Here is a 21,860-nt window from a genome sequence, read left to right as displayed (position 1 = left end):
AATGAAATTATTAAAATCGTTATTTGTTATTATTTTTTTTATCTCGACTAATTCATACGCTGAAATTTATAAATTAAATTGCAAGTATTCAGAGGAATTAGGTGGGGGCAACAAAAGTGTGAAAACTTCTGTTTGGTACATAAACAACGAAAAAAAGATGATCGCTCTTGCAAAAATAAATAATACCAATGTAAAGTACACTTCAAATAAATGGGATAGTAAAAGTTTTGGAGTCAAAAATGATGAGGTATTTATTAATCGATCCCAAATGAAAATTAAAAATAATATTTATGAAGTAGGCGCAAGTACCAATAAGGATACCAAAGAAATTATCTTAATGGCACTGAGTGAAGAAGGTTTAGATAAAGATCCAACTTGGATTAAACTACAAAAAGATACTAAAAAGTTATTAGCAAAAAAAAATACCCCTGAACTCGAGAAGCAAGTTGAAAAAATTTATAAATTGAATGATCAAGTAGTAGCAAAATGGACAATAGAGCAAAAATGCTCAAAACCAAGTAAAGTAAAAACTGCTAAGAAAGATCCTCTTAATAAAGTTAAAGACAAGTTAAAAGAAACTTTAGATAAAATTAATTAATATTCAAGATCACTAAAAATTGGTTTAATTGAGTTTTTATATTTAATATGAAAAAAATACTTTGGTTTAGACACGATTTAAGAATTGAAGACAATGAAGCTTTCAACAAAGCTTGTAATGATGGAGAAGTCTTACCAATTTTTATTTATGATGACGTGTACTGGAAATTAGAAACATCAAGTTCATTTCATTTAAATTTTACTAAAGAAAGTTTAGAAGAATTAAATAATGAACTGATAAGTAAATATAATTCTAAAATTTCTATATTTTATGGAAATACAATTGAAATTTTAAATAAATTAATTAATCAATTTAAAATTACAGATATTTTTACCAACCAAATATTTAGAAATAAATATACACTAGATTTAGATCAAAAATGCTCTGAGTTCTTTGTTGAAAAAGGAGTTAATTGGCATCAATTACAACAATTTGGAATTCAACTTGAAAATAGAAAAAGAAATTATTGGGCTAATCAGTGGAATAAATTTATAGATAACGGACCACAAACTATTAAAGCTAATTGTAAATTTTTAACCACTGAAACATCATCTATTGAGGTCAAAACAAATCAAATTGATGGTTTAAATATTCAAAAAGGTGGAAGAACTCAAGCGCTTTCCCTCTTAAATAGTTTTTTAGAACAAAGATCTGAAAATTATCAAAAAGAAATGTCTTCACCAATTACAGGCGAAGTTGCTTGTTCTAGATTAAGTCCTCACATTACTTATGGAACTATTTCATTGAGAGAAATTAATCATGCAATTGATAATGCTAAACAAATCAATATGTCTTTTAATAAAGTTAAATCTTTAAGATCTTTTAGAAGTAGACTTGCTTGGCACTGTCATTTTATTCAAAAACTTTATGATGAACCTGAAATTGAATATCAAAATATGAATAGAGCCTATGATGGTATCAGAGAGAATGATTTTAATGAACAGTATCATCAAGCCTGGAAGGATGGTTTAACTGGTTATCCTTTTGTTGATGCTTGTATGAGATATTTAAAATCAAATGGATGGATTAATTTTAGAATGAGAGCCATGCTTGTTTCCTTTGCATCATACCAACTTTGGCTTGATTGGAGAAAAACTAGCAAACATTTAGCAAGATTGTTTACTGATTATGAACCTGGAATTCATTATTCCCAGTTTCAAATGCAATCAGGCACAACAGGAATTAATACTATTAGAATTTATAACCCTATTAAACAATCAACAGATCAGGATCCAGAAGGTGAATTTATTAAAAGATGGGTGCCAGAATTAAAAGAAATACCCAATAAATTAGTCCATGAACCATGGAAACTTACTTATATAGATCAAAAGGGCCTAGGAATTGAAATAGGAAAACATTATCCAAATCCAATTGTTGATCACCATTCTTCATCAAAGATTGCAAGAGATAAGATTTGGATGGTTAAAAAAACAGAAGAGGCAAAGTTCAATGCTAAAAAAATCTTAGAAAAGCACGCAAGTGCTAAGGGTAGACGATAATCTTTTAAAAGTGCAATTTAATTAACAACATTTAAGAAATAAAACTTGAGTTATTTAATATTAATGTAATATGCGTGATTTAATTAAACATATGAGCTTTTTTCCAGCCTTAGCAGATTTTGTTCTTAAGAGAAGAATAACAGTTATTGTTTTTGGTTTCTTGGTTGCACTAGGACTTATGGCAGGAGCACCAAATCTTAATTTTGATACTGACGCTAGAGTTTTTTTTGACAAAAATAATCCAGATCGGATTGCTTTAGATAAATTTGAAGCAGCGTATTCAAAAGATGACAACCTTATTTTTATCATATCCCCAAAAGATAAAAATATTTTTACTGCAGAAACATTAAAAGCAATTGGTCAATTAACAGAAGAATCTTGGCTCCTTCCGTATGTAAGAACTGTAAACTCTTTAACTAATTATCAAAATAGTTATGCTGAAGAAGACAGTCTTGTTGTAGAAGATTTAATCACTGACATAAATAATATTTCTCCTGAAGATGTTGCAAAAGCTCAAGAAGTAGCAAACTCTCGAATTGAACTTAAAAATACTTTCATTAACAATGACAACTCTATTTCTCAGGTAAATGTATTGTTCAGACTTCCTGGAAAGAATGCCATTGTAGAAGTACCGTTTGTTATGGGTGAGGCTGAAAAGCTAAAAGAGAAATTTGAGGCAAGTAACCCGAACATCAAAGTTAGGTTGGCTGGTTTTGTACCTTTAAACAACCAATACAGCGAGTCAGGACAAGACGACTCAGCTACTCTTACACCTTTGATGGTTGTGGTTATACTTATCTCTGTTGCAATAATTTTAAGAAGTGTTTTTGGAGTTGGTTTAATATTTATTATCATCATCCTTTGCGCTGGATCTTCCTTAGGTGCACTAGGTTGGTCTGGAACCAATATAAATAATGCAACTGTTGTTGCTCCACTTATGGTAATGATTTTAACTGTAGCTAGTACAGTTCACATCTTATCTTCAGTTCGTCAGACAATGACTATTACTTCAGATCGAAACGAGTGGGTGAGAACAGCAATTATTGATCATGGTCCTGCAATTACTGTTGCTTGTCTTACAACAGCTGTAGGATTTCTTTCTTTGAATTTTTCTATTTCTCCTCCCTTTAGACAACTTGGAAATATCGTCTTTGTTGGGGTGATTGCAGCTCTTTTTTACACACTAACAATGCTGCCCGCACTGATCAGCTTGTTACCTATGAAAAAAATAAGTTCGCAAGCCTCAATGGATAAAGGAATGTCAGGACTGGCAGAGTTTGTAATAAAATGGAAAAATTTTCTTTTGATTTCAACTGCTACACTTGTAGTGGTTCTAATTTATGGAATTACTAAAATTTCATTGGAAGATGATTTTTTAAGATATTTTGATAAGAAATATGAATTAAGACAATCAATTGATTATTATGAGGAGAATTTTGGAGGTCTTAATGCACTTGAGTATTCTATTAATTCAGGAGTTGAAAATGGAATAAATGATCCTGAATACCTACAAAAGGTTGATGATCTTGTTGATTTTATTAGAAACCAACCAAAGGTAACGAGTGTAAGGTCTTACACAGATGTGGTAAAAAGATTGAATCAAAACTTTAACAACGACAATCAATCATTTTATAAAATTCCAACTACTGAACTCGAAGCAGCTCAATATCTGTTTCTTTATGAATTATCACTTGGTTACGGGTTAGATTTAACTGATCAAATCAATGTTAATAAATCTGCTCTTCGTGTAACAGCAAATGTTGCTAATGCCACAACTAAAGAATTTTTAAATTTAGATAAACAAATTCAAGAATGGTTTAAAGACAATGCACCTGAATTAATGACAAAATCAACTGGACCTTCTCAAGTCTTTTCACAAATTTCATCAAGAGATGTGCCAGCTATGCTGAAAGGAACAGGTTTTGCCCTCATCGGTATTTCATTTATTATCTTAATTGTAATTAGAAATATTAAATATGGACTAATGAGTTTAATTCCTAACTTGTTACCTGCTGCTATGGCGTTTGGGTTGTGGGGATATTACACAGGTAGCGTAACTTTAGCTGTCTCTATTGTAGTTGCAATGACATTAGGAATAGTTGTCGATGACTCAGTCCATTTTATGCTGAAATATGCTAAGGCTAGAAAAAAAGGTAAGTCACCCGAGGATAGTGTTCGAGAAGCATTTCAAAAAGTAGGGATGGCACTTACAACAACAACAATCGGTTTATTTTTAGGTTTCTGTGTTTTGGCTCAATCAGGATTTACAGTAAATAAAGATATGGCCCAGCTTACTGCAATCACTGTTGTTTTTGCTTTAGTTGTCGATTATTTACTTTTACCACCAATATTAATTTTGATTGATAATTTTAAACAAAAAAGGAAAGCATCAATATGAAATATTTAATATCAATTGTTATAACCTTAACCATTTGGTGTACATCGTTATCAGCTCAAACCAATGAAGAAAAAGGGTTAGAGATTATTGAAAAAAGTATTGCCTTAGACAATGGTTTTATCGACAGCACTGTAGAGGGACAAATGGTTTTAAAAGATAAGTCTGGAAATGAAAGTGTTAGAAAATTTAAAAACCTAATTTTTGAAGAACTAGATGATACACTTGGAGATAAAAGTATTATAGTTTTTACAGAGCCAAGAGATGTAAAAGGCACATCGCTTTTAACTCATGCCAAAATAGAGCCTCAAGATGATGATCAATGGTTATATCTTCCAGCTCTTAAAAGGGTAAAAAGAATTTCTTCTTCTAATCGTACTGGTAAATTTGTTTCCTCAGAGTTTTCTTATGAGGATTTATCAACTGATGAACCAGAAGATTATACTTTTACTTGGATCGAAGATGGACCGTGCTTAATTGAAACTTCTCTTACATGTCACTTGATTGAAGCAACTCCTAAAAACAAAAAATCAGGTTATTCTAAAAGAGTAATTTATGTTGATACTGATGAATTTTTATATCAATCAGTTAAGTTTTATAATCGAAGAGGTGATTTAGAAAAAGAACTACATTTCAAAGGTTATCAAAAATATTTAGATAAATTTTGGAGAGCAGACACATTAGAAATGACTAATCTTCAAACAGGAAAATCGACAGTAATTGCTTGGGAAAATTATCAATTTCAAACTAATTTATCTTTGAATGATTTTAAACCTGAGAAGTTAGCCAAAATGGCTAGATGATTATTAGATTTTTAATTATTTTATTTACACTTATTAATACTAGCTCATTAGCAGAAACATATACAGAGCAGTACGGAGAGGTAGAAGTAAGTTCATCTGTATTTTTTGATGATGTTGAAGGCGATGATCGAAAAAATACTCTGAATTCATCATCCCTCAAGTACAACTTCTTTTTTGAAAAGAATAATTTATCTGGAAAATTAAAAATAAATTCAGCAATATCAGATCCTGAAGCAGCTCAAGATATTGATTTTAATGAAGCTTATTTAGAATACGCTAACAATGATTTAAGTTATTTAGTTGGGAATAACATAATTTTTTGGGGCAAGAATGAATTTTATAACCCCGTAGATATCATTAATTCAAAAGACTTTTCAAATGGTTTGGCTCAAGGTGAAAAAAAAGGTCAAACGATGGTTAATGTTAAAAGATACTTCGAGTCTAGTGAATTAAATTTTTTTATACTACCAGCAGTAACCAACACATACCCAACTTCTAAAGTAAGACCTCAACTATCACTTGATATTGATACCACCCATACTTATGCTGATGGAGCAAGTAAAGATAACATAGGAATGGCATTACGTTGGTCAGGCTATATTAATGAATATGATTATGGACTTTCATTTTATGAAGGAAATACAAAAGATCCTGCTTTAGTTTTAAATTCAGGCAAATTTATTCCAAAATATTCTGAAATTACGCAATTAGGTTTAGATCTTCAGGCTACCAAAGGAGATACTTTGTATAAGAGTGAAGTGGTTTATCGTGAAAACCAATATGATTATAACGGTAATATAGAGGATTATACTAATTTGATCCTTGGTATTGAGCACAACAATTATGGAATTATAGAAAAGAGTTGGGATTTAGCAAATATAATTGAATATTCTTACGATACTCGTAGCACAAAATCTCACCACGGTTATCAAAACGATCTATTTTTAGGCGCTAGACTTGTACTTAATGATATTGAGGACACTCAGTATTTTGTCTCTATTCAAAATGATTTAGATAAAAATACACGTGCTTTAACTTTTAATTATGAAAGTAGATTTTTTTCATCTCTTAGAGCTGGGATTGATATTTACCACCCTTTAAATCTTGAAGATGACACTCATCAATCTTCTTTTAAGGATGAGAATAATATCAAATTTTACACCAGTTATTCTTTTTAGATTTAATTATTTTTATTTTGTTAATCAAAAATAGTTAGATCAAATTATCTTTACCTAAGGACAAAAATATAATACGATTTTATTATGAATCTTAATCTTTTTACTCACTGCCATAGACTGGCTAGAGTTGGTCTGAGTACAAAGTTATCATCTAATCTATTTAATTTATTACTTCAAAAAGTAGACTGTAAAAATCATATAAATTCTTCAACGCCCACGAAATTGTAATCACTTCTTTTTTTAAAAAATTAATTTTAATTAAAGGAGAATTATGGAAATAAAAAACATTGTTAACTTAAAAGATTACCCAATTGATCAGACAGGATCAAAAGAGTACCAAGATTTAATTACTAAAAATAGAGAGCTACTTGATAAAGATGGATGCTGTGTACTTCCTAACTTTGTACTTAGCGAGTCATTAAAAAGAATGAAGGAAGAAGTTGAAAGAAATCTTCCTAAAACTCATTGGACCAAAGATCATCACAATCCTTATTTTTCAAAAGATGATGAAAATTTATCTAAAGATCATCCAAAGAGAGTATTTTCATTTAGAGAAAGCGGATACATCAATTCAGATGATTTAGAAGAACAATCTGATTTAAATAAAATTTACGAGTCTGAAGAAATGTTAAAATTTATTTCAGATAGTTTAGGAGTTTTTCCTCTTTATAGATGGTCAGATCCTTTAGGTAAAAATCCATACAGTATCATGCATAAAGATCATTACTTCCCTTGGCACTTTGATGGAAATGAATTTACTTTAAGTATTTTAGTTCAAAAAGCTGAAAAAGGTGGATTGTTTGAATACTCACCGGATTTAAGAAGCACTGAAAATGAAAACTTTGATGAAGTAACAAAGGTTCTTCGAGGTTCAAGAGATAAAGTTAAATCATTAGACCTTCAACCAGGGGATCTTCAAATATTTAAAGGAAGATTTTCTATGCATAGAGTAACAAAAATTGAAGGAAATACTTCTCGTTACATTGCATTACCAACATATGTAAAAGATAGCTACAGAGTAAATAAACCTGAACACTCTAAACAAGTTTACGGTAAAGCACTTCCAATTCATTATGAGCGTAATAATGTTGAAGTAGATGGGTTAATGGATTGATATGAAAATAGGTTTTATTGGTTTAGGAAATATGGGTATGCCAATGGCATTAAACTTACATAAATCCAAAAGAATAGATTTATTAGGTTACGATGTAAGTCTTAAATCTTTAAAACAATTTAAATCCAAAAAAGCAAAAGCAACAAGCTCATTAGATGAATTAATCAAGTTTTCTGATGTAATTATCACCTGCGTTCCTGGACCAAACCAAATCAAAGCATTATCAATTGGTAAAGGTAAAATCATTGATCAATTAGGTAAAAATAAAATTTGGATTGATTGTTCTACCAATTCTTTAACTTGCTTTAATCTTTTAAAACAAAAGTTAAGTAAAAAAATAAATCAATTTGTTGATGCAACAATATCAGGCGGAAATTTAAAGGCTCAATCAGGAGATTTATCAATATTTATTGGTGGTAATAAAAAGACAGTTAGTAAACTTAAGTTTGTCTTTAATATATTAGGTAAAAACATTTATTATTTAAATAAATCAGGTGCTGGTTATGCTGCTAAAATTGCACAAGTTAGCCTTTGTTATTTAAACTATTTATCACTCTCAGAGTCGTTGATGCTTGGAGTAAAGTCAGGGATTAAACCAAAAACAATGTTAGAGATCATCGATAAAAGTGCAAGTGGTGGTTATACATCAACAAGATACGGACCCAACATGATTAATGGAGATTATGATCCATCTTTCTTTTTAGGTTTATCAATGAAAGATCTAAATCTTGCTAATGAAATTATTAAACTTCAAAAATTAAAACTACCAATAATGAACCTAACTTCAAAAATATATAACAAAGCAATTAAAAAATACGGACCAAATTCTAATCACTTAAAAGTGATTAAACTTTTAGAACAAAATAATAAATTAACTTTTTCAAAGGAGGGACGATGAAGAATAATATAAGCGAAGCAGATTGGAAAGTAAGAGTAGATCTTGCTGCCATGTTTAGATTAACAAACATGATGGGTTGGAACGATACGGTATGGAACCATATCACTGCAAGAGCACCTGGAACAGATCATACATTTTTTATGCATGAGATGGGTTTGTTGTATGAAGAAGTAAAAGCATCAAACTTAATTAAAGTAGATGAACATGGTAAAGTTTTAGAAGGACCTGAAAAAGCTAATACTGCAGGTTTTATAATTCATAGCGCTATTCATTTAAATCATCCAAATGCAAAATTTGTCTTTCATGCACATCCTCCTTCAGCTTTGGCTGCAACTGCATTGAAAGATGGTATTCCACATTTGGTTCAAGATAGTTCAATGCTTTATGGAAAAGTTGGTTACCATGAGTGGGAAGGCTTATCGATTAATAAAGATGAGAGAGTTCGAATTGCTGAAAACATGGGAGACAATAAGGTTTTGATTATGAAGAACCACGGTCTTCTTACTGTTGGTGCAACAGCTGGAGAAGCATTTATGAACATGTATTATGCAATTAGAATGTGTGAAGTTGCAGTACAAGCAACAAGTTCAGGTTTACCTCTTGAAAGAGCAACGGAGGAGATGTGGAAATTATCTCAAAAGCAATATGATTTATTTTCACCAGGTTTAAACGAGTGGCCAGCATTACTTAGAAGATGTGATGCAAAAGACCCATCTTATAAAGAGTAATGACAAAAATTAATTCTTTAGACGATATTGTAAAGAACGGCCTATGTATTGGCTGTGGTATTTGTAAAAGTATTGCAGGTAACTCAATTGAGATGGAGATGAGTGACAAAGGTAATTTAGAACCTAAAGAGTTAACACCAATATCAAATGAAACTTTAGAGGAAATTAAAAAAGTTTGTCCTGGAGTTATTGCTGAGGGACCTGAAGATCATAAAGAAAATGAAGGAGCTAATAAAGATTTGGTTTGGGGAAATTATTTTAATTTATATTATTCATGGTCCACTGATCCAAAGATAAGATTTCAAAGTTCCACAGGAGGTTTGTTAAATGGTTTGTCTTTATATTTACTAGAACAAAAGAAAGTTGATTTTATAATGCATACAGCAGGGGACAAAGATAACCCTATGCGAAACATTGTAAAATATAGTTATAATAAAGAGGACTTAATTAACTGCGAAAGTAGATCAAGATACGGTCCATCTTCACCTTTAAGTGAATTTCATAAAGCTTTAGACAAAAAACAAACCTTCGCTTTTGTTGGAAAACCTTGTGATGCAGGAGCTATTAGATTACTTGCTAAATCAGATCAAAGAGTGGATCAGTATTGTAAATATATATTCACTCTTGTTTGTGGAGGCTTTCAAGAACTTGCAAAATCACAAGAATTTATTGATAGCTTTAATGTTAAAGAACAAGAGTTAGAAGAATTTAGATACAGAGGATTTGGTAATCCTGGAAGAATGTATATCAAAACAAAAGATCAAAGAGAGTTTGATAAAGATTATAATTCTTTTTGGGGTGATGAAAGTAACTGGAAAGTTCCATTTAGATGTAAAATTTGTCCCGATGCAATAGGAGAGAGCTCTGATATTGCAGCACTTGATACTTGGAGAGGGGGTTCACCTAAAGGAGAAGATGAAGGTTTTAATGCTGCAGTGATGAGAACTAAAAAAGGAATTAAAGTTTTTAATGAAGCAGTTGAGAAAGGATACCTTGTTAAAGGAGATAAAGTAACCATTGAAGACATTAAAGATTTTCAACCTCATCAAACTAGTAAAAAACAAGCAGTTTATGCAAGACATCTTGGGATGAAAAATAAAAATGTGCCAACAATTAAGACCAAAAACCTTAGAATAGAAGAATTGTATAACTTAAACGATGATGAGTTTAACAAACAACAAGAACAAGGTGTTTCAAAAAGGTTAGGAAATTAATTAAGTATAAAATTATGAAAGGTATTCATTTAATCGGTCACGGAGGTTTTGAAAAATTAGTATTAAATTTAGATATACCAAAACCAGAACCTAAAAATGATGAGGTGTTAATTAAAGTATCTGCAGCAGGCATTAATAATACAGACATTAATACTAGGATAGGATGGTACTCAAAGTCAGTTACAACTGACACAAATGATGGTGGTGAAAAGGGTTTTGCTTCTTCTAATGATAAAGATGCCACTTGGTCAGGTAATGCTCTAAAGTTTCCAAGAATTCAAGGCGCAGACATTTGTGGAAAAATTATTTCTGTGGGTAAAGACGTTAATCAGTCTAGAGTAGGGGAAAGAGTAATAGTTAGGTCGATGCAATCTGATCCAAATAATTTACAAAAAATTTCACCGTATGTTATTGGTTCTGAAATTGATGGTGGGTTTGCAGAATATGTTGCAGTGAGATCCTCCGAGAGTTTTAAAATTAATTCTGACTGGTCAGATGTGGAGCTTGCATCAATTCCTTGTGCTTATTCAACAGCAGAAGGTATGTTGCATAGAGTTAACTTAAAAAAAGAAAAAGTTTTAATAACAGGCGCCTCAGGAGGAGTTGGTTCTGCAGCAATTCAATTGGCAAAAAGAAGAGGTGCTTTTGTAATAGCACAGTGTTCAAAATCTAAATTTGAAGATATTAAAAAAATCGGAGCAGATGATGTGGCAGATAGGAATGAAGATTTAATTAACAAATTAGGAATAAATAAAATTGATGTAGTCGTTGATTTAGTTGCTGGTAGTAATTGGAAACAATTATTAGATATATTAAAGCCAGGCGGAAGATATGTCACCGCAGGAGCCATAGCAGGTCCAATTGTAAATTTAGATATAAGAACTCTATATCTTAAAGATTTAACTTTTTATGGTTGCACTTATCAACCTTTAGAAATTTTTAAAAATTTAATTAAATATATTGAAAGCAATGAAATTAAACCTTTGATTGCTAAAACTTTCCCACTAGAAAAAATTGTAGATGCTCAAAAAGAATTTTTATCAAAAAAATTTATAGGAAAGATAGTGTTAGAGATTTAAAACATTTATGCGTTTAAATATCCAACAAGTAATGAGATAAAAGCACCTACGTGTACGACCATTATTGCTTTATCTTTCCACATAACTCCAACTGCAAACCAAAGAAAAATCCCTAAAAAAAATAAATAAACATTATAGGGAGTCATATTTAGACCAGTCATCCCGTAACCAATTAATTGAATGATGGTTGCTATCCATTTTACATAATCAACTAATTTTATTTTATTCATGATGAACTATATATACTTCGTTATGATATATGATAATAAAATTTAAATATGACTTTATTGCTAAACCAAACACAGCCTATACCATTTCACGCTATATTGGCAATGATTGCTATAATTTTAGGTGGCATACAACTTTCTATGAAAAAAGGTGGAGCAACTCATAAATTGTTAGGTCGTATTTGGGTAGCCTTAATGCTGATTGTAGCGATAACTTCTTTTTTTATACATGAGATAAAATTATGGGGTGCTTATAGTCCTATACATTTATTGAGTTTGTGGACAATTTTTATACTTGGTGTTGGTGTTTATTATGCACGTGTAGGAAATATTAAACGTCATAAACAAGTAATGATCGCTACATATTTTTTTGCTTTAATCCTTACAGGCTTTTTTACGCTTTATCCAGGACGTATCATGCATCAAATTTTGATTGGCTGACAATTCCATTACTGCATATACGCGCCAATAACATTGGTAATAGAGGTTAATTTAACTTAAGACTTCTTTTTTGATTTAGATTTTTATCTAAATTTTTGCTTGATAAATATTTCAAATAACCTTTTTTTATCTTTTTCCAATCTTTATCAATAATTGCATACCAGGAAGTGTCTCTATTTCTTTTTTTATAAATTGTTGCTTGTCTAAATATACCTTCAAATTTAAAACCTAATCTTAAAGCTGCTTTATTCGATTTCTTATTTAAACTATCACATTTCCACTCGTATCTTCGGTAACCTAAATTCTCAAAAACATTTTTCATCATAAGATACATTGCCTCTGTTGCCTCAACTGTTCTTTGAAGATTTTTAGCATAAGTAATCCAACCTACTTCGATAGTTCCTATTTCTGGTTTAATTCTAAGATAACTTGCTAAACCACAATAGGTTTTAAGCCTTTTTGAATAAATTGAGTAAAAAAATGGATTACCTGATAACTTGTCAGTAGTTAAATACTTCTTAAAAGAACTAAAAGTCTTATAGGGTCCTGTTGGCATATAAGTCCAATCAATTCCTTTTTTGTCTAAAGAAAAGTTTTTATACAAATCTTTAGCATGCTTTTTTGCGCTAACTGGTTCTAAGAAACAATATTTACCAATTAATTTTTTTTTTGAAGGGTATTTTGCTTTATTAAATTTTACACTAAAGCCTATTTTCATTATTTAATTTTATTAACAACAGCTTTTTTTCTCAGTGTCTGACCTTGCGCCCGATGTATTATAAATCTCGGCATCTTCCATTGTATGGTAAGCTTCCCAAGCAACTCCGTTTGGATCATTTACCCAAGATTTTTCTGATTTTGCATAACAACATGTTACCTCACCATCAGAATAAGTAGATATATCTGCTTTATCTAAATTAGTTCGTATATCGTTTAGTTTCTCAACTTTATCAACCTGTATTCCAAGATGATCTACACCTAAAGTTTTTACTCTAGTAGATATTGCAAAATTAACTTTAGGATCTTCTAAAATCCATTGAGCATAATCTTCTTTTACTTTTGTTGGTTCAGATTTGAATAAATTTTTGTAAAAATTTATACTTTCGTTTAAGTTTTTAACTCCAAGATGTAAGTGTAGTCTTTGCATATTTTTATTTATTTTTTAATTAGTTTTAAAAACTTACTATATGTCAAATTTTTCTAATAAGAAATTGATTAGTAGATTGTAAATGAATGCAAAACTAAAAATATAAAACAGAAAAATTGCAGCTTTAGAATTAAATATGTATCCAGTGGAAGTTAAAAGAACTAAGAAAAAGCTTATCGATAAAGCAAGTTTAGATAGTGCTTTTTTCTTAAAATGAGATTTAATTTCTTTTTTCTTCATATATACGATTAACTAAAATACTTAATATACCAATGAATTTTAAAAAATATATATGGAAATGTAGATTGTTAGTTTTGAATACTCCAAACTACACCAATCAAGAGTATAAAAATTCAAAAGATATTTACCAAAAACACATAAAAGAATTTCATAAACGATTTATTAAACTCGTTACAAAATTAGATAAAGCTAAAAACTTTAGTGTTAGTTTAATTGGCTTTGATGGAACTGAAAAAGCTAAGTTAGATACAATAAATATAAAAAAAATTTTTACCTTAGTGGATAAAATGCCAATGAATAAAATGATAAAAGATAAAAGTTTTAAACCTTTAAATCTTTCATTATTTTCTGATTATAAACCTGAGACAACTTTACATGGATTAGGTTTTAAGAATAAAGAAAAGGCGCTTTATACAGTTAAAGCTATCAAAAAAAGATCAATTAAGTATCAAGTAAATGTTATTGCAACTATGCTTGGAAGAGCAAAAAATCATCCTAACAAAACTAAAGATATGGATGATGCAATTGTGATCTTTGAAAAGTGGATGAGAATGTATAAGAAGGATAAAAAGGCCTAAATTAAAGAATAGTATAAATTTAATCACTTATTAAAATATGACTCTAATTGAAATAGTAGCTTTAATAATTTTTTTATTTCCTCTGGCTTTTAGCCCGGGACCTGGGAACATGTTCTTTGCAGCTAATGGAGCTAGATTTGGTTTTGCTAAAACTTTATCAGCAAATTTTGGTTATCATCTTGCAACTATTATAGTTACTTTTCTTATAGGTTTTGGTTTTAATATTTTTTTTTCATTTATTAGTGATCAATATCAATACATTCAGATAATTGGATCATTATATGTAATCTATCTTGCTTATAAATTCTTAAAGGCAAGCACATATGAAAATAACAATCAAAATTTAAAATGCACTTTTGTTGATGGAGTTATACTTTTAGTATTTAACCCAAAAGCTTATGTGATAATTTCTTTAATGTTCACAATCTTTTTAGATGGTTCTCAAAGTTTAATAAGAATAATTTTAATCAGTACAATTTTTACAGTTAATAACTGCGTGTCATTTACTCTGTGGACATTATTTGGTGACTTACTAGGTGCAAAATTTAGAAATGAAAAATATTCAAAAATATTAAACAAATTCTTCTCATTGTCTTTATTTTTGGTTGGTATATGGATGCTTTCAATTAAAATTTAAAAATAAAAACAATGAAAAAATTTATATCTGCAATAATTTTTAGTATCTTAAGCACAAGTGCCAATGCTGATGACCAACAAACATTTGTATTTAATAACCTGCAAGGAGATTTCACGACTTGTTATAGTTATTACTTGTTATCTGAAGAAGGTTTTAAAAAAAGTGGTAGTGCTAATGATGAAACTTTAGCAGGACTTAATAAATCAGCAGATTTATCATTAGAATCTGTTTTTATGATTGGTCAGCAATTAGGTATGAATACAGACACAATGAGAAATAGAGTTAAAACATCCTTTGAAAGTATGAAAAAAGAGATGGGTGAAGATTTTAAAAACTTTTCAGTAGTTTTAGATAAATACGGAATATTCTGTAAGGACTTAATAGAAAAAACAGACGATAGAGTTGTATTCTGGGAAGATAAATTTAAGTAAATTATTATTTAGATAATTAAGGTTTATGTTAACCTAAAATTAACCAATGAATAATATTTATCATTCAGATATTTATCAGTTCAATAAACCTGCTCCTAGTTATTGGGAAGCAACCTCAAGTGAAAATTTAAATTTAGAAAAACTTCAAAAAGATATTAGTTCTGAAATAGTGGTCATAGGTGGGGGTTACACAGGTTTACTTTGTGCAATTAACTTAATTGAAAATTATAATTTAGATGTGGTTTTGGTTGAGGCTGGAAAAGTAGGTTGGGGCGCTTCTTCTCGTAATGCAGGATTTTGCTGCCTTCCTCCAAGCAAGATGTCTTATAAAAAAATGCAATCTGTTTATGGAACAGAGGAGACTAGAAAATTTTTTAAAAACTCTGTTGAAGGAGCTAATTATACTAAAGAATTAATTGATAATTATAATATTGATTGTGATGTAACAGGTGAAAATAATTTTGTTGTAGCTCATCATAAAAATAAATTTGAACAAATCAAAGAACAAGCTGAAGTATATAAATCTGAATTTGGTATAGAGACTAAAGTTTATTCAAAAGAGGAATTTGATGAAGTAGGTCATGGTGGAACTGAGCAATTTGGTGCATTTTCATATAAACCTGGATTTGCGATCAATCCATTAAAATTTGTAAACGGACTTGCAAAACATGCTTTATCAAAAAAGTTAAAAATATATGAGCACACCAAAGTTGAAAAAATCGAAAAAGAAAATGGCTCTTATCTTTTAAGAACTTATGAAGGATTAATAAAGACAAAAAAAATAGTTGTTGCAACTAATGGATTTTATCAAGAGGGATTAATTCCTGAAATGGATGGAAGGGTATTACCTGTTATTTCAAATATTATTGTAACAAGACCACTTACAAATGAAGAGCTTAGCTTACATAACTTTAATACTTATGCCCCAATAGCTAATTCTAAAAACCTTTTATATTATTATAGAAAGTTACCTGATAATCGAATTTTATTTGGTACTAGAGGAGACTTTGAAGGAAGCGATCAATCTAATCAGAACAGAGCAAATGATATGGAAAAATTTTTAAAAAATATTTTTCCTAAATGGAGCAATGTAACAATTGATTATAATTGGAGAGGTTTAATTGCTTTGTCTCAAAAGCTTACTCCTTCAATTGGTAAAATAGATAATGAAGAAATTTATTATGGATTTGGTTATAGTGGAGTTGGGGTTAGTGCAGCTCCTTGGACCGGAAAACAATTGTCTAAATTAGTCTTTTCATCAAATAGTAAAGACCTTGATATATCGTTAATTTACAAAGGTTTGCCTAAGAAATTTATTTTCCCACAATTAAGAGTATTTTATTTTAAATTAGCAGTGTGGTTTTATAGAATTAAGGATAAGTTAAATATTTAATGATTGAGTTTATAGATATATTTTTTAATCAATACTTAAGGATATTTGTAGGTATTGTACTTGTGGGTCTAATTTTATTTTCTTTATATTTTAAGTTTATGAAAAAATAATAACTCTTAATTATTGAGTTTTGTGAAGAAAAATTTGATATAGATTTAGCAATATTAAATTTAATTTTTAGGAAATAATGAAAAAACTTTTAGGGGCCTTAGTTCTAGGATTCTTATTGAATGGATGTGTAAATGAGTCAGGAGCACGAATGGGTTTGTTTACTGCTAAGTCACCTGTAGCAGTTACAATCAAGGGAGATATTTTTGTTGGTTGGGCAGTTGGAGATATATCAGGTAGTGGAACAGTTGATATTCAGTCTGCAATTGATCCAGAAAATACTTGTGTTGGAGAATTTAGATATACCTCAACCTGGTCACTTGTTGGCAAAGGAACTCTTTCTTGCAAAGATGGAAGTCAAGGAACTTTTAACTTTAAAGGTTTAACTAATCTAAAAGGTTATGGATATGGAAATAGTAATAGAGGTGCTGTTACATTTACTTACGGAATGACAGCAGAAGAAGCAGCTAAATATTTGCAAAAACCATTTCCAGAACTTGATAAAATTATAGAAGAGAGAAAAAAAAGAGATAAAGATAAAAAAGAAAAATCTGTGTAAAGACAAAAAGTATCAGTATTATTAGAAATTGTGAGGTTGTTAACTATTATATATTCATTTAAAATATTAAATTATGCTTAGTTATATTGTTCCATTTTTAATCCTTATTTTAGTTGTCGTATTTATACACGAATATGGACACTATTATTTTGCTAGAAAGTATGGAGTGGGGGTTACTGATTTTTCTATTGGATTTGGTAAAGAATTATTTGGTTGGAATGATAAACATGGAACTAGATGGAAAGTATGTGCTATTCCTTTAGGTGGCTATGTTAAGTTTTTTGGAGATCGTAATGTTTATTCACAAGCAGATCATGAAGAAATTTTAGAAAAATATAATGAAGAAGAGAGAGATAAATTATTTATTTTAAAACCTTTATATCAAAGAGTTTTAATTGTATTTGGTGGTCCTTTAGCTAACTTTTTATTAGCTTTAGCAATCTTCTTTTGTATTTATACTTTTGTTGGAAAAGATTTTACTCCAGCAGTTATCAGTGAAGTTCAAAAAGATAGTCCTGCAATGGTTGGAGGCTTAAAAAACCAAGATATTATTTTAGAAATTGATGGAAATGAAGTTAAAAGCATCATGGAAGTCTCAAAATATATAACAATGTCCACAAGTGACTTTATAGATTTCAAAGTTAAGCGTTCTTATGAAGAATTAATTTTAAAAGTAAAACCGAACATTGTTGAAGGTGAAGATGGTTTAGGAAATAAAATTAATAAAAGAATGGTTGGTATAAAATTAAGTGCTTACAATGATAAAATTAATCATGTTAAATTAGGACCAGCGCAAGCATTGTATCATGCAGCAAATGAAGTCTATTTTGTTAGTGTTTCTTCATTAAAATACATTGGTGGAATGATCATGGGTAAAGCAGATACCTCACAACTTGGCGGACCTATAAGGATTGCAAAGATATCAGGGCAAGTTGCAACCTTTGGAGTGTTAGCTTTTATTAGTATGATGGCTTATATTTCAATAAGTTTGGGCTTAATTAACCTGTTTCCGATACCAATGTTAGATGGAGGACACTTAATGTTTTATGCATTTGAAAAGGTTTTAGGGAGGCCTTTATCTCAAAAAACACAAGAAGGCTTTTTTCGAATCGGATTGTTTTTGTTGCTTTCATTGATGTTTTTCACCACATTTAATGACCTAAAAGACCTTGGTTTATTTAGATAATTTAAATTTCTAAATTGTTAAAAAGATCAATAAAATCAACGTTTATTTAATTTTAAACAAGATATTGTGTGTCTTATTAATAAAGACACTAAAAAAAAGCTTGATTTATCAACGTTTATGATAAGTATCAATATTAACCAACAAAACCGGAGCTAAAATGAACAAAAAACAACTAGTAGCAAAGCTTTCTGGCTCATTAAACTTGAGCAAAGCAGACGCTGAGCGAACTTTTGATACAATTACCAACACTATTTTAGATGCACTAAAAGGTGATGATTCAGTTAAAATCGCTGGATTTGGTACGTACAAAGTAGCTAAAAGAAAAGCTAGAGTTGGAAGAAATCCTAGAACTGGTGAGCAGATTCAAATCGCTGCTTCTCAGAAAGTAAAATTCTTACCAGCAAAAGCTTTAAAAGAAGTATTCAATAGATAATATTTTTTTAACAGCCCTAACGTAATGTAAAAACACGTTTAGGGCTGTTACTATATGCAAAAACTGCATACCCAATTTTCCTAATCAGCGTTAGTTTTTAAATTTTTTAAATTTATAAACCACCACTTTAACAAGTGGAGGTCTTATGACTAAAATAATAAAGAGAATGTCTGCACCATTGCTAAGTTTAGTATTTTTACTAAACATGAGTAGTGCGGGTATGGCAGAGACAACTGTTTCTGCTGAAGTGGGGTTTATATTTAACACTCTACTATTTTTAATTTGTGGTTTCCTTGTCATGTTCATGGCAGCAGGTTTTGCAATGTTAGAATCTGGAATGGTAACTTCAAGAAGTGTTTCAGTGATTTGTGCAAAGAATATTGGTTTGTATGCAATCGCTGGGATTATGTTTTGGCTAGTTGGTTACAACCTAGCTTATGGTATTCCAGAAGGCGGATACATTGGATCGTTTGTTCCATGGTCAGATGCAAGTGCAATTGACACTGGTTATTCAGATGGTTCAGACTGGTTCTTCCAAATGGTATTCTGTGCAACAACAGTTTCAATTTGTTCAGGTGCTATGGCTGAAAGAATCAAGTTATGGCCGTTCTTCTTATTTGCAGCTTTATTAGCTGGAGTTATTTATCCAATCGTAATGGGTTGGCAGTGGGGCGGAGGCTGGTTAGCAGAACTAGGCTTCTCTGATTTCGCAGGTTCAACTTTAGTACACTCAACTGGTGGTGCAGCTGCTTTAGCAGGTATCATGTTGTTAGGTGCTAGAAGTGGAAGATTTGACAGTAAAGGTCAACCAAAAGCGTTACAACCTTTTGCTGCTTCTTCAATTCCATTAGTAACAATAGGTGTATTCATCCTGTGGTTAGGTTGGTTTGGATTTAACGGTGGTTCACAATTAGCATTAGGTACTTTTGATGATGCAGTTGCGATCTCATCAATCTTTATCAATACAAATCTTGCAGCTTGTGGTGGAGTAATGGCCGCTGGTATCATTACAAGATTAATGTACGGTAAAACAGATGTTATTCAAATGTTAAACGGAGCAATTGGTGGTCTAGTAGCAATCACTGCAGAACCATTAGCACCATCTCCATTTGCAGCAATTTTAATTGGAGCTGTTGGTGGATTAATCGTAGTGTTTGGAACTAAATTATTATTTAGCTTTAAACTTGATGATGTTGTAGGTGCAATCCCAGCTCACTTATTTGCTGGAATTTGGGGAACACTTGCAGTGCCATTAACAAACGCTGATGCATCGTTCAGTGCACAATTAATTGGTGTACTTTCAATTAACATTTTTGTGTTTGCTGTGTCTTACATCGTATGGTCAATAATGAAAGGTACGTTTGGAATCAGATTAAGTAAAGAAGCTGAAACTAAAGGTACAGACGTTACTGAAACAGGTGTAATTGCTTACGCAATACGTGACTAATTGCATGCAATATAGAGGCTCTTCGATCTCCATGTCGTTATCTCATTGAAGAGCCTCTAAACAAAGAATTAACTTATATCTCTCTCTAGTTAGTTAATAACCAAAGGCCCCAGAAATGGGGCCTTTTTTTTACACATATGCTTATTTCTCATAACTCTTTTGACCTATCAGCAGTACTTAAAATTTAAATGTTTATTAAAACGACATGATTAAAAAAAGGAGAGATAATGATTAATCATTTAAAAAAAATATCATTAAGCTTATTAATATTTTTAAGCTTTACTAATTTAGCTTCAGCAGAAACTACAATGTCAGCTGAAGGACAATATATTTTCAATTCATTAGGATTTTACCTTGGTGGTGTTTTAGTTGCATTCATGGCAGCAGGTTTCTGTATGCTTGAAAGTGGATTGGTGACAACTAAAAGTGTTTCAACAATTGCGGCAAAAAATATTGGTAAATTTGCAATCTGTTCATTAATATTTTTTTTCTGTGGTTACAATTTAGCTTACGGAATTCCTGAAGGTGGATTTATTGGCTCATTCTCAATGTGGAGCGATGCTTCTGAACTTTCAACTGGTTATTCTGATTATTCAGATTGGTTTTTCCAAACAATGTTTGTTTGTGCAACTGCATCAATTGTGTCTGGTGCTGTAGCAGAAAGAATTAAAATTTGGCCATTTTTTATTTTTGCAGCGATTATGGCTGGTATCATTTATCCTATTTCAATGGGTTGGCAGTGGGGCGGAGGTTGGTTAGCAACTTCAGGCTTCTCTGATTTTGCTGGTTCAACTTTAGTTCATGCTTGTGGTGGAGCAGCTGCCTTAGCAGGTGTAATATTATTGGGTGCAAGAGAAGGAAGATTTAATAAAAAAGGTGAAACAAAATCTTTAGTACCTTTTGCAGCATCTTCAATACCACTAGTTACATTAGGAACTTTCTTATTATGGTTCGGTTGGTTCGGGTTTAATGGTTTTAGTCAACTTGCAATGGGAACTTTTGACGATGTTAATGCAATTAGTAAAATTGCAGTTAACACACATTTAGCAGGAGCTGCTGGTACTGTTACTGCTGCAGTCGTTACAAGATTATTAGGTGGTAAAACAGATATCGTAATGATGCTTAATGGAGCATTAGCAGGTTTAGTTGCAATTACTGCTGAACCTTTAACTCCAAGTCCAGTGCTTGCAATTGCTATTGGAGCGGTTGGATCAATCATCATGTACTTTGGTACAAAGTTTTTAGAAAGCAAAAAAATTGATGATGTTGTAGGTGCAATTCCTGTTCATTTATTTGCTGGAATTTTTGGAACTTTGGTTGTGCCTTTAAGTAACTCAGATACAAATTTTGGAACTCAGTTAACAGGTGTGATTGCAGTATGTGCATTTAGTTTCATACTTTCTTACATCACATTTAAAGTTCTAAAACAAACAATTGGTCTTAGAATTAGTTCTCAAGCTGAAAAACTTGGAACTGATGTTGCAGAAGTTGGTGTCAAAGCCTACGCAATAAGAGACTAAAATATCT

Annotated in this window: 24 protein-coding genes; 20 read left to right on the top strand and 4 right to left on the bottom strand. The window is 30.7% G+C overall.

Going from position 1 to position 21,860, the window contains the following annotated elements; genetic code table 11:
- The first annotated feature begins 1 nt into the window (after window position 1).
- The 10 genes from ACTTAS_RS03775 to ACTTAS_RS03730 all read left to right on the top strand — a co-directional run bounded on the left by ACTTAS_RS03775 (window position 2) and on the right by ACTTAS_RS03730 (window position 11,506).
- Complete coding sequence (locus tag ACTTAS_RS03775; RefSeq protein WP_440678376.1) at window positions 2-598, top strand: hypothetical protein; 597 nt, start codon at window positions 2-4, stop codon at window positions 596-598.
- A gap of 47 nt (window positions 599-645) precedes the next feature.
- Window positions 646-2,097, top strand: coding sequence for a deoxyribodipyrimidine photo-lyase/cryptochrome family protein (locus ACTTAS_RS03770; protein ID WP_440678375.1), 1,452 nt, complete (start codon window positions 646-648; stop codon window positions 2,095-2,097).
- 70 nt (window positions 2,098-2,167) lie between these two features.
- Window positions 2,168-4,495, top strand: coding sequence for an efflux RND transporter permease subunit (locus ACTTAS_RS03765; RefSeq protein WP_440678374.1), 2,328 nt, complete (start codon window positions 2,168-2,170; stop codon window positions 4,493-4,495).
- Complete coding sequence (locus ACTTAS_RS03760; RefSeq protein WP_440676754.1) at window positions 4,492-5,295, top strand: outer membrane lipoprotein-sorting protein; 804 nt, start codon at window positions 4,492-4,494, stop codon at window positions 5,293-5,295. The genes ACTTAS_RS03765 and ACTTAS_RS03760 overlap by 4 nt, the downstream gene beginning before the upstream one ends.
- Window positions 5,292-6,473 (top strand): hypothetical protein, encoded by a 1,182-nt coding sequence (locus ACTTAS_RS03755; protein ID WP_440678373.1) that lies wholly within the window; start codon window positions 5,292-5,294, stop codon window positions 6,471-6,473. The genes ACTTAS_RS03760 and ACTTAS_RS03755 overlap by 4 nt, the downstream gene beginning before the upstream one ends.
- A 271-nt stretch (window positions 6,474-6,744) precedes the next feature.
- Window positions 6,745-7,587 carry a HalD/BesD family halogenase gene (locus ACTTAS_RS03750; protein ID WP_440676756.1) on the top strand — a complete coding sequence of 281 codons (843 nt, stop codon included), beginning with the start codon at window positions 6,745-6,747 and terminating at the stop codon, window positions 7,585-7,587.
- Window position 7,588: 1 nt separating this feature from the next.
- On the top strand, window positions 7,589-8,485 hold the full coding sequence (locus tag ACTTAS_RS03745) for an NAD(P)-dependent oxidoreductase (RefSeq protein ID WP_440678372.1): 897 nt from the start codon (window positions 7,589-7,591) through the stop codon (window positions 8,483-8,485).
- On the top strand, window positions 8,482-9,213 hold the full coding sequence (locus tag ACTTAS_RS03740) for a class II aldolase/adducin family protein (protein ID WP_440678371.1): 732 nt from the start codon (window positions 8,482-8,484) through the stop codon (window positions 9,211-9,213). The genes ACTTAS_RS03745 and ACTTAS_RS03740 overlap by 4 nt, the downstream gene beginning before the upstream one ends.
- Entirely contained in the window at window positions 9,213-10,427 is a 1,215-nt protein-coding gene (locus ACTTAS_RS03735; RefSeq protein ID WP_440678370.1) for a Coenzyme F420 hydrogenase/dehydrogenase, beta subunit C-terminal domain, read from the top strand. The genes ACTTAS_RS03740 and ACTTAS_RS03735 overlap by 1 nt, the downstream gene beginning before the upstream one ends.
- Window positions 10,428-10,441: 14 nt before the next feature.
- Entirely contained in the window at window positions 10,442-11,506 is a 1,065-nt protein-coding gene (locus ACTTAS_RS03730; RefSeq protein ID WP_440678369.1) for an alcohol dehydrogenase family protein, read from the top strand.
- A 5-nt stretch (window positions 11,507-11,511) separates the two neighbouring features.
- On the opposite strand, the gene ACTTAS_RS03725 is transcribed toward ACTTAS_RS03730, so the two are convergent.
- Entirely contained in the window at window positions 11,512-11,736 is a 225-nt protein-coding gene (locus tag ACTTAS_RS03725) for a DUF6552 family protein (RefSeq protein WP_262589390.1), read from the bottom strand.
- A gap of 48 nt (window positions 11,737-11,784) precedes the next feature.
- On the opposite strand from ACTTAS_RS03725, the gene ACTTAS_RS03720 reads away from it, so the two are divergent.
- A complete protein-coding gene (locus tag ACTTAS_RS03720; protein WP_440678368.1) occupies window positions 11,785-12,174 on the top strand; it encodes a DUF2306 domain-containing protein in 390 nt (129 codons plus the stop codon).
- A gap of 46 nt (window positions 12,175-12,220) precedes the next feature.
- On the opposite strand, the gene ACTTAS_RS03715 is transcribed toward ACTTAS_RS03720, so the two are convergent.
- The 3 genes from ACTTAS_RS03715 to ACTTAS_RS03705 are packed head-to-tail and all read right to left on the bottom strand — an operon-like array spanning window position 12,221 to window position 13,561.
- Entirely contained in the window at window positions 12,221-12,892 is a 672-nt protein-coding gene (locus ACTTAS_RS03715; protein WP_440678367.1) for a GNAT family N-acetyltransferase, read from the bottom strand.
- A gap of 12 nt (window positions 12,893-12,904) precedes the next feature.
- A complete protein-coding gene (locus ACTTAS_RS03710; protein WP_440678366.1) occupies window positions 12,905-13,321 on the bottom strand; it encodes an ArsI/CadI family heavy metal resistance metalloenzyme in 417 nt (138 codons plus the stop codon).
- A gap of 36 nt (window positions 13,322-13,357) precedes the next feature.
- Window positions 13,358-13,561 (bottom strand): hypothetical protein, encoded by a 204-nt coding sequence (locus tag ACTTAS_RS03705; protein WP_440618563.1) that lies wholly within the window; start codon window positions 13,559-13,561, stop codon window positions 13,358-13,360.
- Window positions 13,562-13,593: 32 nt separating this feature from the next.
- On the opposite strand from ACTTAS_RS03705, the gene ACTTAS_RS03700 reads away from it, so the two are divergent.
- From ACTTAS_RS03700 to ACTTAS_RS03660, 9 genes are all read left to right on the top strand, one after another.
- Window positions 13,594-14,139 carry a DUF4174 domain-containing protein gene (locus ACTTAS_RS03700; RefSeq protein WP_440678365.1) on the top strand — a complete coding sequence of 182 codons (546 nt, stop codon included), beginning with the start codon at window positions 13,594-13,596 and terminating at the stop codon, window positions 14,137-14,139.
- Between the two features lie 37 nt (window positions 14,140-14,176).
- Window positions 14,177-14,776, top strand: a complete 600-nt coding sequence (locus ACTTAS_RS03695; RefSeq protein ID WP_440678364.1) for a LysE family translocator — start codon at window positions 14,177-14,179, stop codon at window positions 14,774-14,776.
- Between the two features lie 11 nt (window positions 14,777-14,787).
- The gene (locus ACTTAS_RS03690) at window positions 14,788-15,207 is read left to right on the top strand and encodes a hypothetical protein (protein ID WP_440678363.1); all 420 of its coding nucleotides are present in this window, start codon (window positions 14,788-14,790) and stop codon (window positions 15,205-15,207) included.
- Window positions 15,208-15,253: 46 nt separating this feature from the next.
- Window positions 15,254-16,600: an NAD(P)/FAD-dependent oxidoreductase gene (locus tag ACTTAS_RS03685; RefSeq protein WP_440678362.1), complete on the top strand. Its 1,347-nt coding sequence runs from the start codon at window positions 15,254-15,256 to the stop codon at window positions 16,598-16,600.
- 187 nt (window positions 16,601-16,787) lie between these two features.
- Window positions 16,788-17,267 carry a hypothetical protein gene (locus ACTTAS_RS03680; RefSeq protein WP_440678361.1) on the top strand — a complete coding sequence of 160 codons (480 nt, stop codon included), beginning with the start codon at window positions 16,788-16,790 and terminating at the stop codon, window positions 17,265-17,267.
- A 73-nt stretch (window positions 17,268-17,340) separates the two neighbouring features.
- A complete protein-coding gene (gene rseP / locus ACTTAS_RS03675; RefSeq protein ID WP_440618558.1) occupies window positions 17,341-18,453 on the top strand; it encodes an RIP metalloprotease RseP in 1,113 nt (370 codons plus the stop codon).
- Between the two features lie 157 nt (window positions 18,454-18,610).
- Window positions 18,611-18,886, top strand: coding sequence for an HU family DNA-binding protein (locus ACTTAS_RS03670; protein ID WP_075506581.1), 276 nt, complete (start codon window positions 18,611-18,613; stop codon window positions 18,884-18,886).
- 145 nt (window positions 18,887-19,031) lie between these two features.
- Window positions 19,032-20,333, top strand: coding sequence for an ammonium transporter (locus ACTTAS_RS03665; protein WP_440678360.1), 1,302 nt, complete (start codon window positions 19,032-19,034; stop codon window positions 20,331-20,333).
- A 227-nt stretch (window positions 20,334-20,560) separates the two neighbouring features.
- On the top strand, window positions 20,561-21,853 hold the full coding sequence (locus ACTTAS_RS03660; RefSeq protein WP_440678359.1) for an ammonium transporter: 1,293 nt from the start codon (window positions 20,561-20,563) through the stop codon (window positions 21,851-21,853).
- Window positions 21,854-21,860: the final 7 nt, after the last annotated feature.

Origin of the sequence: Candidatus Pelagibacter sp. HIMB1611 (genome assembly GCF_052047715.1) — a bacterium.
In the GTDB taxonomy this organism is placed as follows: Bacteria; Pseudomonadota; Alphaproteobacteria; order Pelagibacterales; family Pelagibacteraceae; genus Pelagibacter.
This window is presented reverse-complemented; position numbering and strand designations above follow the sequence as displayed.

Excerpts from the sequence above, each read along its gene's own strand:
- ACTTAS_RS03775 (WP_440678376.1), top strand. The coding sequence starts at position 2 with ATGAAATTATTAAAATCGTTATTTGTTATTATTTTTTTTATCTCGACT.
- ACTTAS_RS03770 (WP_440678375.1), top strand. The coding sequence starts at position 646 with ATGAAAAAAATACTTTGGTTTAGACACGATTTAAGAATTGAAGACAAT.
- ACTTAS_RS03765 (WP_440678374.1), top strand. The coding sequence starts at position 2,168 with ATGCGTGATTTAATTAAACATATGAGCTTTTTTCCAGCCTTAGCAGAT.
- ACTTAS_RS03760 (WP_440676754.1), top strand. The coding sequence starts at position 4,492 with ATGAAATATTTAATATCAATTGTTATAACCTTAACCATTTGGTGTACA.
- ACTTAS_RS03755 (WP_440678373.1), top strand. The coding sequence starts at position 5,292 with ATGATTATTAGATTTTTAATTATTTTATTTACACTTATTAATACTAGC.
- ACTTAS_RS03750 (WP_440676756.1), top strand. The coding sequence starts at position 6,745 with ATGGAAATAAAAAACATTGTTAACTTAAAAGATTACCCAATTGATCAG.
- ACTTAS_RS03745 (WP_440678372.1), top strand. The coding sequence starts at position 7,589 with ATGAAAATAGGTTTTATTGGTTTAGGAAATATGGGTATGCCAATGGCA.
- ACTTAS_RS03740 (WP_440678371.1), top strand. The coding sequence starts at position 8,482 with ATGAAGAATAATATAAGCGAAGCAGATTGGAAAGTAAGAGTAGATCTT.
- ACTTAS_RS03735 (WP_440678370.1), top strand. The coding sequence starts at position 9,213 with ATGACAAAAATTAATTCTTTAGACGATATTGTAAAGAACGGCCTATGT.
- ACTTAS_RS03730 (WP_440678369.1), top strand. The coding sequence starts at position 10,442 with ATGAAAGGTATTCATTTAATCGGTCACGGAGGTTTTGAAAAATTAGTA.
- ACTTAS_RS03725 (WP_262589390.1), bottom strand. The coding sequence starts at position 11,736 with ATGAATAAAATAAAATTAGTTGATTATGTAAAATGGATAGCAACCATC.
- ACTTAS_RS03720 (WP_440678368.1), top strand. The coding sequence starts at position 11,785 with ATGACTTTATTGCTAAACCAAACACAGCCTATACCATTTCACGCTATA.
- ACTTAS_RS03715 (WP_440678367.1), bottom strand. The coding sequence starts at position 12,892 with ATGAAAATAGGCTTTAGTGTAAAATTTAATAAAGCAAAATACCCTTCA.
- ACTTAS_RS03710 (WP_440678366.1), bottom strand. The coding sequence starts at position 13,321 with ATGCAAAGACTACACTTACATCTTGGAGTTAAAAACTTAAACGAAAGT.
- ACTTAS_RS03705 (WP_440618563.1), bottom strand. The coding sequence starts at position 13,561 with ATGAAGAAAAAAGAAATTAAATCTCATTTTAAGAAAAAAGCACTATCT.
- ACTTAS_RS03700 (WP_440678365.1), top strand. The coding sequence starts at position 13,594 with ATGAATTTTAAAAAATATATATGGAAATGTAGATTGTTAGTTTTGAAT.
- ACTTAS_RS03695 (WP_440678364.1), top strand. The coding sequence starts at position 14,177 with ATGACTCTAATTGAAATAGTAGCTTTAATAATTTTTTTATTTCCTCTG.
- ACTTAS_RS03690 (WP_440678363.1), top strand. The coding sequence starts at position 14,788 with ATGAAAAAATTTATATCTGCAATAATTTTTAGTATCTTAAGCACAAGT.
- ACTTAS_RS03685 (WP_440678362.1), top strand. The coding sequence starts at position 15,254 with ATGAATAATATTTATCATTCAGATATTTATCAGTTCAATAAACCTGCT.
- ACTTAS_RS03680 (WP_440678361.1), top strand. The coding sequence starts at position 16,788 with ATGAAAAAACTTTTAGGGGCCTTAGTTCTAGGATTCTTATTGAATGGA.
- rseP (WP_440618558.1), top strand. The coding sequence starts at position 17,341 with ATGCTTAGTTATATTGTTCCATTTTTAATCCTTATTTTAGTTGTCGTA.
- ACTTAS_RS03670 (WP_075506581.1), top strand. The coding sequence starts at position 18,611 with ATGAACAAAAAACAACTAGTAGCAAAGCTTTCTGGCTCATTAAACTTG.
- ACTTAS_RS03665 (WP_440678360.1), top strand. The coding sequence starts at position 19,032 with ATGACTAAAATAATAAAGAGAATGTCTGCACCATTGCTAAGTTTAGTA.
- ACTTAS_RS03660 (WP_440678359.1), top strand. The coding sequence starts at position 20,561 with ATGATTAATCATTTAAAAAAAATATCATTAAGCTTATTAATATTTTTA.